16 protein-coding genes and 1 pseudogene are annotated in these 15,208 nt (G+C 48.1%); 5 read left to right on the top strand and 12 right to left on the bottom strand.

All coding sequences use genetic code 11. The features are described 5' to 3' along the window. Positions 1-6 precede the first annotated feature (6 nt). Together coaD and rsmD are read right to left on the bottom strand one after the other, a co-directional pair. Positions 7-540, bottom strand: coding sequence for a pantetheine-phosphate adenylyltransferase (gene coaD, locus DFP98_RS05055; protein ID WP_116059470.1), 534 nt, complete (start codon positions 538-540; stop codon positions 7-9). Then, on the bottom strand, positions 537-1,178 hold the full coding sequence (rsmD, locus tag DFP98_RS05050; protein ID WP_342772468.1) for a 16S rRNA (guanine(966)-N(2))-methyltransferase RsmD: 642 nt from the start codon (positions 1,176-1,178) through the stop codon (positions 537-539). Before rsmD ends, coaD begins: the two co-directional genes overlap by 4 nt. Positions 1,179-1,429: 251 nt before the next feature. Here rsmD and DFP98_RS05045 point away from each other — a divergent pair, with 251 nt between their 5' ends. Both DFP98_RS05045 and DFP98_RS38915 read left to right on the top strand, forming a co-directional pair. After that, positions 1,430-2,023, top strand: coding sequence for a hypothetical protein (locus tag DFP98_RS05045; RefSeq protein WP_116059468.1), 594 nt, complete (start codon positions 1,430-1,432; stop codon positions 2,021-2,023). A gap of 480 nt (positions 2,024-2,503) precedes the next feature. Further along, the gene (locus DFP98_RS38915) at positions 2,504-2,674 is read left to right on the top strand and encodes a hypothetical protein (protein WP_181917497.1); all 171 of its coding nucleotides are present in this window, start codon (positions 2,504-2,506) and stop codon (positions 2,672-2,674) included. 182 nt (positions 2,675-2,856) lie between these two features. Here the strand turns inward: DFP98_RS38915 and DFP98_RS39680 are convergent. Beyond that, positions 2,857-3,051 (bottom strand): annotated as a pseudogene (locus tag DFP98_RS39680) (alpha/beta-type small acid-soluble spore protein); the annotation flags it as partial. A gap of 136 nt (positions 3,052-3,187) precedes the next feature. Between DFP98_RS39680 and DFP98_RS05035 the strand changes: the two are divergent. Together DFP98_RS05035 and DFP98_RS05030 are read left to right on the top strand one after the other, a co-directional pair. Beyond that, positions 3,188-4,030 (top strand): ATP-dependent DNA ligase, encoded by an 843-nt coding sequence (locus tag DFP98_RS05035; protein ID WP_116059466.1) that lies wholly within the window; start codon positions 3,188-3,190, stop codon positions 4,028-4,030. Between the two features lie 91 nt (positions 4,031-4,121). Beyond that, positions 4,122-4,922, top strand: coding sequence for a hypothetical protein (locus tag DFP98_RS05030; protein WP_116059465.1), 801 nt, complete (start codon positions 4,122-4,124; stop codon positions 4,920-4,922). 251 nt (positions 4,923-5,173) lie between these two features. Here the strand turns inward: DFP98_RS05030 and DFP98_RS40195 are convergent, their stop codons facing one another. From DFP98_RS40195 to DFP98_RS05015, 4 genes are all read right to left on the bottom strand, one after another. Beyond that, positions 5,174-5,242, bottom strand: coding sequence for a CD1375 family protein (locus tag DFP98_RS40195; protein ID WP_425455513.1), 69 nt, complete (start codon positions 5,240-5,242; stop codon positions 5,174-5,176). Positions 5,243-5,244: 2 nt separating this feature from the next. Next, positions 5,245-5,589 (bottom strand): hypothetical protein, encoded by a 345-nt coding sequence (locus DFP98_RS05025; RefSeq protein ID WP_116059464.1) that lies wholly within the window; start codon positions 5,587-5,589, stop codon positions 5,245-5,247. 5 nt (positions 5,590-5,594) lie between these two features. Then, positions 5,595-6,863, bottom strand: coding sequence for a pyocin knob domain-containing protein (locus tag DFP98_RS39435; RefSeq protein ID WP_220377052.1), 1,269 nt, complete (start codon positions 6,861-6,863; stop codon positions 5,595-5,597). A 107-nt stretch (positions 6,864-6,970) separates the two neighbouring features. Continuing rightward, positions 6,971-8,356: a cohesin domain-containing protein gene (locus DFP98_RS05015; RefSeq protein ID WP_116059463.1), complete on the bottom strand. Its 1,386-nt coding sequence runs from the start codon at positions 8,354-8,356 to the stop codon at positions 6,971-6,973. A gap of 229 nt (positions 8,357-8,585) precedes the next feature. Here DFP98_RS05015 and DFP98_RS05010 point away from each other — a divergent pair, with 229 nt between their 5' ends. Continuing rightward, on the top strand, positions 8,586-9,038 hold the full coding sequence (locus tag DFP98_RS05010) for a hypothetical protein (protein WP_116059462.1): 453 nt from the start codon (positions 8,586-8,588) through the stop codon (positions 9,036-9,038). 124 nt (positions 9,039-9,162) lie between these two features. Here DFP98_RS05010 and DFP98_RS39985 read toward each other — a convergent pair whose 3' ends face one another. From DFP98_RS39985 to DFP98_RS04985, 5 genes are all read right to left on the bottom strand, one after another. Further along, positions 9,163-9,297, bottom strand: coding sequence for a hypothetical protein (locus tag DFP98_RS39985; protein ID WP_281275126.1), 135 nt, complete (start codon positions 9,295-9,297; stop codon positions 9,163-9,165). Positions 9,298-10,700: 1,403 nt separating this feature from the next. Continuing rightward, on the bottom strand, positions 10,701-11,069 hold the full coding sequence (locus DFP98_RS38910; protein ID WP_181917496.1) for a 4-fold beta flower protein: 369 nt from the start codon (positions 11,067-11,069) through the stop codon (positions 10,701-10,703). Between the two features lie 89 nt (positions 11,070-11,158). Further along, complete coding sequence (locus DFP98_RS04995; protein WP_116059459.1) at positions 11,159-12,154, bottom strand: FecCD family ABC transporter permease; 996 nt, start codon at positions 12,152-12,154, stop codon at positions 11,159-11,161. Continuing rightward, the gene (locus DFP98_RS04990) at positions 12,154-13,188 is read right to left on the bottom strand and encodes a FecCD family ABC transporter permease (protein WP_116059458.1); all 1,035 of its coding nucleotides are present in this window, start codon (positions 13,186-13,188) and stop codon (positions 12,154-12,156) included. Before DFP98_RS04990 ends, DFP98_RS04995 begins: the two co-directional genes overlap by 1 nt. A 2-nt stretch (positions 13,189-13,190) precedes the next feature. Further along, a complete protein-coding gene (locus DFP98_RS04985) occupies positions 13,191-15,155 on the bottom strand; it encodes an AraC family transcriptional regulator (protein WP_116059457.1) in 1,965 nt (654 codons plus the stop codon). Positions 15,156-15,208: the final 53 nt, after the last annotated feature.

The raw sequence follows: 15,208 nt of genomic DNA, 5'->3' as shown, positions 1-15,208 counted from the left end.
TCCGGTTCACTCGCCTATCGCGCCGTCCGGCGTATCGTATTTGATTTTCAATTCCGCCTCCACGACCGGCGAGACCAAATCGTGAACGGGGCCGTGGAATTTGGCGATTTCCTTGACGATGCTCGAGCTGAGGTAGGAATATTTCGGATTGGTCATCATAAATACCGTCTCGATGCTCTCGTCGAGCTGACGGTTCGTCGAAGCCATCTGCAGCTCGTACTCGAAATCCGTTACGGAACGGATGCCCCGAATAATCACTTTCGCGTGGCGAGATCTCATATAACGAACGAGCAAATCGCGGAAACTGTCGATTTCCACGTTGGGCAAATCCTTCGTCACTTCCGCGAGCAGCGACTTCCTCTCCTGCACGCTGAATAGGGGCGTCTTCGTCGTGTTGTTCAGCACAGCTACGATCAGCCTGTCAAACTGCTTCGCAGCCCGATGAATGATGTCCAGGTGACCAAGCGTCACCGGATCGAAGCTCCCGGGATACACGGCGATGCGATACTCATTTTCCGTTCCGGATGGCTGTCGGTTCATCGTTTGTTCGCCTCCTCCGTCGTTTCCATAGTTGTTCCGGCTGGCGCCTCTTGGTTAGGCTCATAACGGTAGATAGATACGGCGATTTCCCCATATTTGGCGCACCTCGTACGAATGAAACCTTCGAACGCTTCGGGATAGCTGACATCCGGATGATGCTCGACGACCGCGATGGCCGAATCGGCCGCCAGTCCTCTCTGTGCGATTTCGGTTAAAATAGCGTTGCAATCCTTCATCGCATAAGGAGGGTCCAAAAAAATCAAATCAAACGGGAGCCCCGACTTTTCCAACACCTTCAGCGCTCTTCTCGCATCGTTTCGATATACGGACGCCTTGCCCGCCAGCTTGGTCGACTCCAAATTGCGGCGAACGACGTCTACGCTCTGCGGACTGGAATCGACAAATACGGCGCTTCCCGCACCTCGGCTCAGCGCCTCTATTCCAAGCCCTCCCGAGCCTGCGAACAAGTCGAGCACACGCTCCTCCTCGTCAAAATACGGCCCGATCATGCTGAACAGCGCCTCTTTCACTTTATCCGTCGTCGGACGAGTTCCGTTACCCGGCACCGCTCTCAGCGGATGCCCTTTGGCTTGTCCAGAAATGACGCGCAATATCTTCAACCCCTGCTGTCTTGCGATTATAGGATAGTTAACGGTGTAATGTTACCACAAACTTCCTCGTTGCAAAAGCTCTCTATACTCGGAATGCGGTTATGGCTCGATCAAGTCAGGAACGACTTGTGATGGCAGAAGCGCAAGGTGTAAAATAGGAAAATACGAACTCTACCAGATGACGAAAAAAGTCGATTGCGGCGCACCACTGAAATGTACTTCTTTGAAGTAGTACCCGTTTTAAGTAGTCTTATAACTTGAAGGGGGGGCCAGTAACAATGAGCGAGGAACTTTTACAACAAATTTTGATCGAACTAAAGGATTTAAAAACCGGACAGCAGAACCTCGAAGTCGGTCAGCAAAAGCTCGAAACCAGTCAACAGAAACTCGAAGCTGGGCAGCTAAGACTTGAAGCCAGCCAACAGAACCTTGAAGCCGGGCAGCAAAAACTTGAAGCCAGTCAACAAAAACTCGAGGCCGGGCAGCTAAGACTTGAAACCGAGCAACAGAAACTCGAAGCCGGGCAGCTAAGACTTGAAGCCAGTCAACAGAACCTTGACGCCGGACAGCTAAGACTTGAAACTGAGCAACAGAAACTCGAAGCCGGACAGCAAAGACTTGAAATCGAGCAAAAGAGTATGAAGAACGATATCGCGGATATCAAACAAAACATGGCCACAAAAGAAGACGTTGCTCTCTTACCTTCTATACAACAAGCCGTATCGGAAGCAGGCCAAGCTCTCGCCCGCATAGAAGACGCACAGGAGCGAATTGAGCGCAACCAAATACAGCATGCCAAAATCCTTGAATCGCTCTCCATGCGTTTCTTTGAACATGACAGCGATCTGCGCGAGCTAAAGAGGATTAAATAGTCCAAGCATGCCGCCGCATAGGGCGGCTTTTTTTCTTGCCGTGCCTTTTGCGGCTTTGGTGAGCACAAAAAAATCGACCCCCGTCTCGCGACGAGGGTCTCATGGGAGAGGAAAGACTGGCATTGCGATAGTTGTTGATTATTACTGTTTATGCTTGATAAATCAACAATCCTCCTTATTCTCGTCCGATTAAAAAGGATTAAAAATGATGCTGGTCGAATAATTTAGACACCAAATGGCTACCAAGATAAATTGCGGCGTTTGGAATTTCTCCAGCACACTGCATTTGTCGGGGATCATTAAAATCGCAAACGTTTGGGATTTTCGAAAGCCAAACATTGGTAGAATCTGCGGTTTCACAATTAATTAAATCGGAGCTGGCCGAAAGAAAAAGAAGTGAAGATATGAAGTATGTTAAAGAACGGCAGTCCGCCCCCAAATACCTGGATCAGATTTGATCAGTAGGAGTCAGCACGAATAATGGATGTCAAAATGATAAACAACGCCTTCCTGAACGGGCTGACCGTTGAGGTTTGGCGTGCAGGTGAACTGATCGGTTCCGGTCGGATCGTGGAGCATACGAAGGATTTTATTATGCTTGATGATGGAGATTTTTATTCAAAAGACTGGTGTGAATTAGTAATTTGTTAAAAAGAGCAGAGGGGGGGTAACCTCTGCTCTTTCTTATTTTAACGTCCCCCGTACTTGTTTCCCCCATTTGTGAAGCGGCCGTAAGCTTCAGCGATGTCGCTTCCACGACCACCAGTTCCGCCGCCTCCTTCACTCTCTTTAGTGGTCATATACTCCAAACTGTATGAGTCGTTAAAACCTTGGCTTAATTGTTGTTCAGCCATTTGTACCAATCTGCGGGTAATGTTGCCCCCGATACGGCCAGCGTCTCTGGATAGCAAATTACCGTTATACCCATCCGCTTGAAAGCTGATACCCAATTCTTGGGCAACTTCGTATTTCATTTGTTCAAGAGCAGCCTGAGCCCGCTGCACGACTAATTGATTATTTCTTGCCATATGTAACTACACCTCCTGAATTTGATGATATTATGCTTCCCTCGACTTCCATGTATTCAATAACTTACCGGCTTCGACCTTCGCGCCAGAATGATACAATCGATATATCAGCTTAGATATACGGACGGTGTGCGCAATGTTTATACCCCCAATGCTCCTCGAAAAGCGCGAGGACCCTTTTAACGACGAGAGATACCTATTTGAGCCCAAGATCGACGGACACCGCAACCTCCTATCCGTGGAGGCCGGGCAGGTCCGTCTTTTTACACGCAATAATAACGATGTGACGGCCAGGTACCCCGAGTTGCATGACGTGCTGATTGCAGACCACTCGGATGTCGTCTTGGACGGAGAGGTCGCTTGCCAGGATCCGGAGACCGGAGCGATTGACTTTGAGTTAATACAGAGCCGTTTTTCAAAGCGAAAGCCACTGGAAATCCAGCAAGCGATGATCAGCAATCCGGTACATTACTATATATTTGACATCTTACATTATCGAGGACGGGATCTGCGGGCGCTGCCGCTCACAGAGCGCAAGATGATACTTTCAGAGGTTGTGCGGCCCTCTCCCTACTGCAGCGTCGTCATGAGTGTCCCTAGTACGGGCAATGCTCTATTTGACGTGATTAAGCAGCGCGGCATGGAGGGTATCGTTGCCAAGAAGATGGCAAGTAAGTACGTCGGCCAGCGGAGCGCCGATTGGCTCAAGATCATTAACTATACGTACGCCACTATCCAGATTTCTGGATATCGCAAAAATCAATTTGGTTGGATTGCGCAGCACAATGGCCGTCCGGTTGGGGTCATAGAGCTTGCGGTGCCAAACGAGCATAAGCGGGCATTTTACGGGCTGGCGGATAGGCTCAAGACGGGAGAGGATCGGAATTACGTGTATTTGGAGCCGAGCATTAATGCGCGGGTGCGGTTCCGTAATTGGACGCGGAAGGGAATGTTGAGGTCACCAGAGTTTGTGATTTAATATAAATAATGAGACTAGTTGACGAGTTTTTCCTTATGGAGTACGCTCATTTTGTTGATAATTGGTACAATTTCCAAAGGGGGGGTATAATTTGTTGTCGAACAATAATAACGGGGATGAGGATGTTGTGACCTCGGACACATCGCTTAACAGTAAAACTTGTTTTGTGATTATGCCTATCGCAGAAATTGAAGCATATGGAAATGGTCATTTTAGTCGAGTTTATGATTACATCATAAAACCTGCTTGCCTTGCTGCTGGGTTTATCCCAATACGGGCAGACGAGGTTAAACAAGCAAATGTAATTGTAATAGATATATTAAAAAAGATTATTGAATCCGAAATGGTAATATGCGATTTGAGTTCAAAGAATGCAAATGTGTTTTATGAGTTAGGTATCAGACAAGCTTTTAACTTGCCTGCAGTACTAATCAAGGATGATATAACCGGAAGGGTATTTGATATTTCTCCAGTGCGTGACGAAGAATATGATCATAAACTTAGAATAGATAACGTGACGTCTGCTGTTGAGAGAATATCCAAATCATTGATTAATACATATGAATCGCATGGAAAAGACGATGGACAGATTAACTCTCTGGTTTCAATGCTTAACATTTCTCCGGCGCAATTGACTGCTCAATCGACGATATCAAACGAAACAAGACTTATACTAAATAGTATTGAACAGATGAATAATAGATTAGACGGTGTTGAGGGTAAATTGAAAATACAGGACAATTATAACCACATTAGCAATCTCGTAAATGGAAATGCTGATTTCTTTTCAGGTGAAATAACAGGCGGCTTAATCTCAACTAATTTTAAACAAAAAGAACCAATAAAATTACGCACTCCGACTACGACTATTTCAAACCCGATTAAGAAATAATTCTGTTTTTTTACGTCTTGTGTGTTATTGGACTTATCACATCGTATATTATTTCATCAGGAAATCGCACAGAGCATACCGCTGAGGCGTGAACGCCTCAGCGATCGAGCCGGCCAACAGGTCGGCTTTTGATGAATTACTAAGTCTGGGTTTATCAAAAAAAAGTAGCCCGAGAACCTGAGCCCCGGGCTGATTGTTTAAGATGCGGAGCCTTACATATCTGCCTCGATCATTTTCTGCACATCGTCTCGCTAGCGGATCGGAACGTCATCAATCGTACGCAATCTGGCTTTGATCAGGTCATAGTAGATTTTAACCACAGTTACGCACCTCCGTTTAAGATTTTAGCCAACTCCGCAAGTGCGAACTTAACGTCGACCTGTCTGTCTGTCTGTTGCGCTTCGGCCAGTTCCGCAAGTGCGAGTTTCAATTCAAGGTTTTCGGTTTCGAGCTGCTCAATGCGGTCTGGGGGGACTCGCGGAAGCGCCATCAACCTATACTCACCTTCGCCAGTCCGCTCTACGTAGTGGTCGGGTGGAGTATCAAGTACGATGGTTGGTACTTCGTCCAACAGGTCGTACGTCGTCCCCAACTCCGCCATTTCTTCGAGGTCAGGAGTTAAGTGGTAGCCCAAAACTGCGTTGCCGTTGTAAATTATCGCTATCATGTTCGTCACCTCACAATGTCGTAGCTAATTTTTAAGTTGCGCATGAACGCCTGGCCCCCACCTGTATTGGATCGGCTTAGCGCGAGGTAAACTGGCACTCCCTCGAATACAACTATGGACCGGCTAATCGCCGCGTACGTGGAAGTTGTCCATGATCCAATGGTTTCGTCTAAAATAGTCCTACTGGACATGTTTGTCCCTAGTGGTGTGCGCCAATCCGGAGATGCCGCCCCGAGTGACGATAAATTACCGATTTCACCCGAAACAGAACTCGCACCTTGTCTCCTGTATGCAGACATAGCATGTAAGAACGTTGTTTGGTTGGAAACTCCATCCAACGTTCTTACTTCAGCGGATACTACAATTTCCCCACTCGCTTTCGGCGCATACTTACAAACCAGTATTCCGGTGCTGTTTGTCGTTGTGCGCTCAGTAGCATCTTCAAATTGCACCGTATTACTAGCTACCGAAATTCCGTTATTTGCCACCGGTTTCCACGTCCCCCCATCGTAAAATTCGAGCTGTCCGGCATTAACTCTCAAAGCGTTATCCGTCCATATGCGTTTCCACGTTGTCCAGGCAGTACCAACAGAATAACGCACATACATGTCTCCTGATGTTACATCTAATGGAGTTGCAATTTGAGCATTATAGCCGTCTTGGCTCGCATGTTTAAGGTTAATAATGTGAGCCCAGAGCCATGGCAGACCTAAACTAAGAGCTTCATTTGTCACGTAAAGTCCCGCAGGAAATACCGAATTGTTTAGTTGAGCGGCATTCACTGTGCCTGCATGTGCATACTGCAAGCTATTTCGACCCGCTAACAAATCGGCATCTAAACCACTACCAACGCCGTCAACGGTTTTAAGCTTGGCAAGTATGTCAGCCGCCGTATAACTCGATGCCGGAAGCGCTGCGTTTGATTTGGCTTGAGCAGCGTTCGCCGTGGTTTGGGCTGCGACAGCCGCATCCATAGTCGTTTTGACCGCCTTCGGCGTCGCTGCCCGATCCTCTGCTGTACTGTTGGTCGCACTGCTGAGTTGAACCTTTCCCTTCGTTGTCAACGTGGCATCGGGGATATTTACGTCAATCGCTTCAATCTCGCTGTGTAGTTCTGCAATCGCTCCCGCTGCGTCCTTTGCCGTCGTTGGAACCGTCGATAGATCGCCCAAAGCCGAATCGATCATATCCATATTGTCGTTAATAACGGATATGTCCGCAGTTTCGGTCGCTATGGGTTTCTTCAGGCCGATATGCGGCGTCATTTCAGGCATTCTCTTCAACTCCTTGTCTGCATTAATTGTCCTTTCATCTATTAGTGGCAATCGTACGACAAACAAAAAAAGCCCGGAGAGCCTAAGCACCCGGGTTGATCTTTTATTTACGCATTTAAAGTATAATTCGGGTTGTTCAAGATTTCATTAACAATAAATACGAGATCGTTATCATCAACGATTCCATCTTCCACTTGATCGGCGTCATGCTTGGATAAATCCGTCTGAGCTATCGTTTTTCCAAAATAGAATCCGTCGATTGCCAAGTCCACAAGTGTGTATTCTCCGGATCTGTTGACATCTTTAGGTCCCACTACTTCAATACTGTCTTCTAAGCAGGAATCTTCATTTAAATCGTACTCAGATTCGGTATCTGCGATTCTACATTCCAGTGCGTCTACCTTCGCCGTCCCTTTTGCTTTGCCCGAGAACTTCAACTTCAAAAACACTTTATCGCCAGTAATTCCGTATTGCTCCCCTTGGCTGGCGATGATGAAGCGCAGTTTTCCGTTCTCATCAGTTGGTTGGTTATAGATTTTGTAGCCTGGAATTTCCTCGAATCCAACGTAATTCAACAAGCTGCTGTCATAATTGATTTTGAAGTCCTCAGCATAAATATTGCTTACATTTTTCAGTTCAACGTTAGACGTGAACTGCTCCCCAACTTTAATTTCTTCTTTATCGATAATAATATCAAGGATTGGATTTGTTGGAGCAATTAATGTTACCGAAACCTCGTTAGACGGCCCACTTTCACCGTTAGCATTGACTGCTGTAACGGTGTAATAATACGTAGTTCCGGCCATAACAGCGGTGTCCGAATACGTAGTACCTGTAACACCGGTTGCAATTGTCATATACGATCCACTTGCAGTTGTTGATCTCTTGACATTATATTTTGTCGCACCTGAGACTATTGACCAATTTAGGCTAATTTGTTCGTCTCCAGCTTCTGCCGTGAGAATTGGAGCGCTGACGCTGGGATTGATTAAGTAACCTGTGCTATCAATATCTATCGCATCCACAACAAAATAGAGTTTGGTCCTGTTAACCATTTCCACTGTGTGTCTGCCTTCAGTTAGGCCGATCTTTTCGAAGTTCAAAATCTGCCTTGTTTGCGTTGAACCTGATATCTGCGATATGTTCTTATCAAATACTCCATCAATATACACATCTATACTATTGGAGTCGGTTGTCCAGTATTGTCCAATAAGTCTAACCTTTGTGCCGTAGAAGTCAAAGTTCATTTTCGATCCGATAGCTTCTTCAACATTATACTTAGTGTGGTGCGATTTACCGTTGTATGCTCCGTTAATAGTATTATTAACCCAAGTACCAGTGTAAACGATGGCGCTATTTCCATCATCGTATCTCAGCCATCCTGACTCAGGCTGAGTTAGTTGCTGACCTACCGTTGCAGCAGACGAAATAGAAGCAAAGAATGTTAATACGAGTACAATCATTGATAGAAAAACCAAGCTAAACTTCTTCAAGAATATTCCTCCTCTTATGTATTGCCACCATCATACAAGGAAAATTCAGGAATTTGCAGTCTGATAATCGACAGGAATCTACAATATACTGGAAGGTTAGAAGGAAATCGAGGACTAAAGTAGTAAATTTGATATTTTTAAACTTTTATTGTAACCTTTTGGGATTTATTGGTGTCTTATTATATGAAAGCTGGCCAGCTTATCATATGAATTGAAGGGATGAAGTCGTTTGAAGAAAAAGTTCTCACTTATGGCTCTAGTTGCCGCTCTGTTGTTGTCGTTATCAGTTCTTCCCGCGTCTGCTGCCCTTCCTGACTACTATGAACCTAACAATACTTTTGACACGGCATACGCATTAGCTCCCAACACGTCCATCGCTACAATACTGTCAAACGATAATGATCGGGATTACTACAAATTTCAAGTCGGTTCTGTTGGTCCTGGTAAATTTTTCGACGTTCACCTAGTTTCCCCTAGCGGTTTTCCTTATTCCCTTATTATCACGAAAAACGGTGGAACATCTGTTACTAAATATCAACTAGATGGTGGCGGAGTAACGGGGTTCTCGAGCTATAGAGTCCCAATTGAAGCCAATACCACTTACTACTTCTTGGTAAGTCAAATAGGCGGACCCACAACCCAAGATGCGAATTACTTCTTGTTGTTAGGAAACGTATATTAATAGTTCAAAGAGGAGTCCTAAACACGGACCCCTCTTTTCTCTTATTTATTATCTTTGTTTTTATTTTCTAAGCAGAACAGCCATAATGACAGCTGCTTCATACCGCATCAGAGGCTTATCTCCGTTAAATCCCCTTTGTGCCGCCCTTGAAAATGCCGGCAGCCTTGCAGAGTTTAACGTCTTTAGCTACCCAATGGTTATCGAGCATATCGGGGAAGATCGTTCCCTTCGGCCGATCCTGTTTTGGTTGATCTGGCACTTTGGTTCCCTCCTTCTCATTCGTAACCGGATTGGTAAATATCCAATACTGCCGCGCCTCTCGTTTATTCATCCGCTTCGATTTTCCCGTCGCTTTAATTCCCCTGTTTGATCAGACCCTCGGATCCGTACTTGGTGATCTCGTGGGTTGGGTCGTAGACCTCAATTCATTTACCGCTGATGTTCACCAAAAGAACGTAATATCCGCCTCCGGTCAAATGCTCCGGCTCCAAAGACGCAATAACGAGCGCCCCCGATGAGAGCGCCCACTTTACTTCGCCAAGGCTGCTGGTCTGTTTGCAATTTAGACTGGATTCCACTTCGGCAGCTGCCTTGAGATACCCCCATACCGTGTCACTTTGGGTCTATAGCCGTGTGTGACCACCCATTTGGCGCCAGGTCACCACCGCCGATTCCGCGAATAGGCTTAGTGCGTTCATGCTTGTTGTACCCCCTTCGTCTTTCTCATCGTTCCGACCGAATCCGCTTAACGAAGTGGGGGCCGTTTCATTGCCCCTCCCCCTTCTCCCTTGAGGTATAGATTAGCGTCCTAGTCCTACTTGGCGATTGCATCTGGTTGCTCTCCCATAAATAGAGGGATTCTGCATAAAGACGTAATCGTTAGAATAGCAGCCCATATAATCGCAGTTGTGCAAATCGTCGTATACTGAAAAGTGTTCCGGTAATGATGATTTCGGTGTCGGTAACGTAGACCTCCGTATCTTCGAATTGTTTGTATGCTTCTTTATTGATCATGTCCTATCTCTTCTTCGCTTTATGGCGATAAATCTTCGTTTGGTTCATCACTTGAGGTCTAATGTGATATACCAATAACCTTCTTCGTCTCTATGCACATAAACTTTTGTATGAATGCCATTGTCTGGTGCATCGACCATCTGCTGCACAATCTCCCCGACTTTGCTTTCATTGCCCACTGACTTGTTCGCTGCTTTATTTCTAATGTCCCGCTATCTTCTTACGTTGTTGCCGAAACCATAATCCGAGAATGATGTTTGTCGGAATGTCCTTTTCATTGCCCAGTTACGGCCACAGCTCCGATAAAGATACCCTGCATAATGGCCTCGACCGTAAACCCAATCACGCCTCCGGCCAGTATCGCCGCAAGATCGACCAGTCGGTAACGCGCGGTGTCCGTTTAAAAGCATTGCTGTCGGTCGTACCGCTAAGTTGAGATGGGTTTACCTCACAAAAAATCGACCCCCGTCTCGCGACGAGGGTCTCATGGGAGAGGAGAAACCGGACGAAGAGCTTATGGGGAAACGTAAGTCTTCTCCGCGGTTGTCCCCGACGCCTCTCAGCGCCGGTAATACCAGTGTGGCCTTTCCAAATGAAAATATACGCAGCAGCGGAAAAAAATATGTTGCAGGCCGGTTCGGAATCCGATTACAAATCCGCTCCGAAAAAATCACGGATCGACACACTCGCCCAGCTCCCGCTGCCGGGATCCACGATCGTTCCCGCGAAGCCCGGTCTTGCCGGAGGGCCCGGAATCGACGGAGCGGCCGGCTCTCCGCTCATACCGGGAATCGAAGGCAGCCAGCTGCTGGCTGCCCGGGCAAACGCAATAATTCCGCCTTTCCTGTCTCGCAGCACGCCTTTTTCCAGCCAGCCGAGAGGCTGTCCTGTCAGACTGAATACTTGCTTGCTCTGGTGAATCCACCCCAGATTGCGGCCGTATTTGCTGACAAATCGTTCGTTCTCCACTACGATGAAGGACGCTTGTCCATACCGATCGAAGTACCATTCGTTCATTTGCCGGACTCCTTCGTTTTTCCTCAATTATACCACCATATGGACGGCCTTCCATCCCTTCGCGCGCATCTTCGTCCCAATATGCGTCGCTAAGAAGCTTTTATCAACAAATATAAAAAATAAGGAACGCTTACGATAGTCACGATTACGCCAGCCGGTATCCCCATCGCAAAGCTGGCTGTGCGAACAATCGTATCCGAAGCAAGGAGGATCATTCCCCCGATGATCCCGGCTGCAGGCAGCAGCACTTTATGATCGGAACCAACCAGCTTACGGGCGATATGCGGGCTGATCAGACCGATGAAAAAAATCGAGCCTCCAAGCGCTACACTTCCCGAAGCAATCGCCACAGCGGTAAGCGTCAGACTTACAAAAGCTTTATTAACCGATACCCCGACTCCGGTCGCGACCTCATAGCCCATGCCGATTGTGTTCAGCGTGCGCGATTTGTACCAAACATAGCCGAACAGCAACAGCACCCATGGCGCGAGAATCGCTATGTAAACCCATTTATCCCCCCATAAATAGCCTGCCTGCCACTTTTGAGCGAACGCATATTGATTCTCATCCAGCTTAAGCGTCAAAAATAGAGAAACCGCGCCCAAACCTACATTAATAGCTACGCCTGTCAAAATAAGCCGGGTAGGCGAGGGAAACGCCCCTTTGCGATAGGAGAACAAATAAATAAGCAGCGCAGCGAACAGGCCTCCGATAAACGCGAGCAACGGGAGCATTATCGCCGAGGATAGACCGTCAGCCCCCAGTATTGATATAAAAACAAGTACGACAAGACCGGAACCCGCGCTAATGCCCAGAATGCCCGGATCGGCAAGATCGTTGCGGAGAAGTCCTTGCAGAACCGCTCCCGAGGCCGCCATTCCTACTCCGACCAGTACGGCCAAAACAATGCGAGGCAATCGGAATTCGAATAGCACCAGCTCGTCATTCGCCGTCCCCTTGCCGAACAACGTTGTGAATACTTCGAACGGACTAAGCGCCATTTTGCCCAGATTCATACTAAGCACTGCGCCAACCAACAAAAAGACAAGCAGCCCGGCTACAATGACTATAGATGACTTCCTCATTAGAATGCCCTCTTCTCTCTACGGGAAATGAACAGAAAGAACGGCACTCCGATAATGGCAAATACGATGCCGAGCGCCAGTTCGTTCGGCCTGGCAAGGAGCCTTCCCGCGACATCCGCCAAGAGCATGAATACTCCTCCGTAAACGGCCGACGCCGGAATAATCCGTCTGTAGTCGATGCCGACAACAAATCGCATCGTATGCGGGACAATGAGTCCTACGAAACTAACAGGTCCGACTAACGAGGTGGATAGGCCGGCCAATACCAGTACGGCAAGCAGGGAAAGCAGCTTGACCAGCGCAGTACGTTGACCGACACTGACCGCCGTCTCGTCTCCGAGACTTAGAATAGCTATCGAAGGGGACAGACCAATCGCCAGTACGACACCCGCAGCAAACCAGGGCGCGACGAAGGCAATATCCTCCCAAGACGCCCCAGCTACGCTTCCCGAAGTCCAATAGACGAGCGCTTTGCCGATGCTGTATTTCATCGAGACGAACGTACCGAGAGCGGAGAACAGCATCGTAATCGATATTCCCGCTAGTACAAGCCTCTCCGGCGTCATCCCCCGGCGATTCAGCGCCGCCGCCAAATAGGTCATGCCGGCGCCAAGTCCTGCTCCTGTAAAACAGATGAGCAGCAACTGCGTATGGCTGCTTCCCGGCAAGAAGGCAAAGGCTAGCGCAACAGCGAACGCAGCGCCGGAATTGACTCCCATCAAGCCCGAATCCGCCAAAGCATTACGGGTTGCCCCTTGCATAATCGCTCCCGCTACGGCAAGGCTGGTCCCCACCATAATATCGGCTATCGTACGAGGAATACGCGCGAACTGAACAATCTGATGCTCAGTCAAGGCCGAATCAAAATTGAAGACGGCCTCCCACGCTATCGCAATAGGAATTCGGGCGGCGCCAAACGAGATCGATGCCGCAGCGAACACGAGCAGCAGTACAACCCCGACTATAAGTAACAGCCAATAAATAAAATTGCCTCGGTTGACCGAGGCAGATTTGATCTTCGTCACTGTGTCCATCTTTACTTTCCTGCTGTTTCCAGCAGCTTCCCGGTGAGCAGATCAAGCTGCTTGTTTAGGGACAGCGGATCGGTATAGAAGAATAAGCCAAATTCCGCCTCAATAATGCGTCCCGCTTTGACCGCCTCTATACTATTCCAAATCTTATTTTTCGACAGATCGTCCATGCCTTCCCATGAAGAACGGACGATGTAATCTCCGGCGTATTCGGGAAGCACCTCCATCGATACGGATTTACCCGCCTCCGACTCCGAAGCGTTCATATTGTTCTGAATCACATCCGGAGCTTCCATGCCGAGATAATCGTAGATTAACTGGGAGCCCCTCCCGAAATGTGTCGATTGGACGACAAACATCTCTTTGGCTCCACCCTCCATAATCGTAACGGTTTTGTCCAGCACGCCAGCGGCTTGCAGCTTCTGCTTGCTTGTCTCCACATTCTTCCGGAAATCCTCGAGCAGCGCCTTCGCTTCTTGTTCCTTGCCGAATACTTTGCCCAACATCTCGATTCGCTGCTCGGTAGTCAGTTTTTCGTAGGGGACATATACGGTCGGAGCGATCGACTTCAGCTTGTCGTAGGTGAATTCGGTTGCAACGATAATCAGATCCGGCTTCAGCGCCATAACCGATTCGGGATTGACATCATATTCGGGGCCGAGCGAGTCCGCATCGGTTAGCCGGTCGGTAAAAGCGGCGCCGGCGTAAATTTCCGAAATGCCGACGGGCTTCACCCCCAGAGCCGCAATATCGCCAATCAGATACATCACGACGACTCGTTGTGGATTAAGAGGGACTTCAACGTCGCCTTTTTCGGTAGAGATCACTCTCGTCGCGGCCTTGTTTGTCGTCTCTGTCTCTACGGCTGCGGCGGAAGAAGCGGACGGAGCGATTACGGCCGAGCCCGCAGCGTTATTGATCCCGGACCCTCCTCCGGTCGTACAGGCGCTAAGCACCATCGTCAGGCTGATCAGCATACTGAACAGTATGGCCGACTTGGAATTTCTTTTCATGTAGGATGAGCCTCCAGCATTATATTGATAATGATTATCATTACCATGTCTAATATAACGCTGAGCTTTCTTCGTGCCAATGTGCAATCCGGATAAAATAAATGGACTATCCTTTGCTTGTTGCAGCTGACGCGCTTGCGCCTGATAACGCGAGGGCGACAATCCGGTCTGTTTTTTGAATATGCGATTAAAATAATACACGTCCGGGTATCCGACCTGCGACGCAATATCCCGCAGCGATGCGCCCGTCTCCGCCATCAGCCTGCAGGCATGACTGATTCGAATACGTATTAAATATTCGATTGGGCTGACGCCGGTCTGCTGTTTGAAGCTGACCGCAAAATGTCGAACGCTGTAATTCAACTGCTCCGCAAGAGATTGAAGCGTAATGCTGTCTTGATAATGACTATGCAGATAACGAGTCGCGCTGGTGACGAAATCCGTTTTGACGAGTTTCTCTTCGTCCGTCTTTAGCTGCCACAGAAGCTCATGAACGAATTGATAGAATAGCCCCGTCGCCTGCAGTCTGCCAAGCTTGCCTCCCTCCGTCCATGTCCGCTCCATCGAACGCAGGCAACTATATAAGCCAAGAGGTTCGCTAGGCCGGAAGCCGTATTGAATGCTGAAAGGATCGCTGCGTGTCAGCAATCGCCCAATTTCCTTCCAGCGCGAGAATACGAGCGTCGTTCTATAAAACAGCAAATAAAAGTCGAACGACTCCTTAGCCGCGACTTCAAGTTGCATCCCCTTTGCACCATGCAATAAATAGAACGATTCCGCCTGGTGCGTCACGCCGTCAAGCGCTACGCTCGCGCGGCCGCGCGTACTGTACATGAAGCAGCTTGCCGGCAGTCGATAGCCCTCCATCGTTTCCCCAGGGCTCATTGCGATATGACGAATATCGGAAATTTTGACAGCCGTATGATTCCATATCGTCGTGTGTTCGTCCAGCTTCATGCTACCTTCTCTCCTTGTTGTCTGCTCCATAACGCCCCGCAATTGATAATCAT

The sequence above is a fragment of the Cohnella phaseoli genome (assembly GCF_003386235.1).
GTDB classification, from domain to species: domain Bacteria; phylum Bacillota; class Bacilli; order Paenibacillales; family Paenibacillaceae; genus Cohnella; species Cohnella phaseoli.
This window is presented reverse-complemented; position numbering and strand designations above follow the sequence as displayed.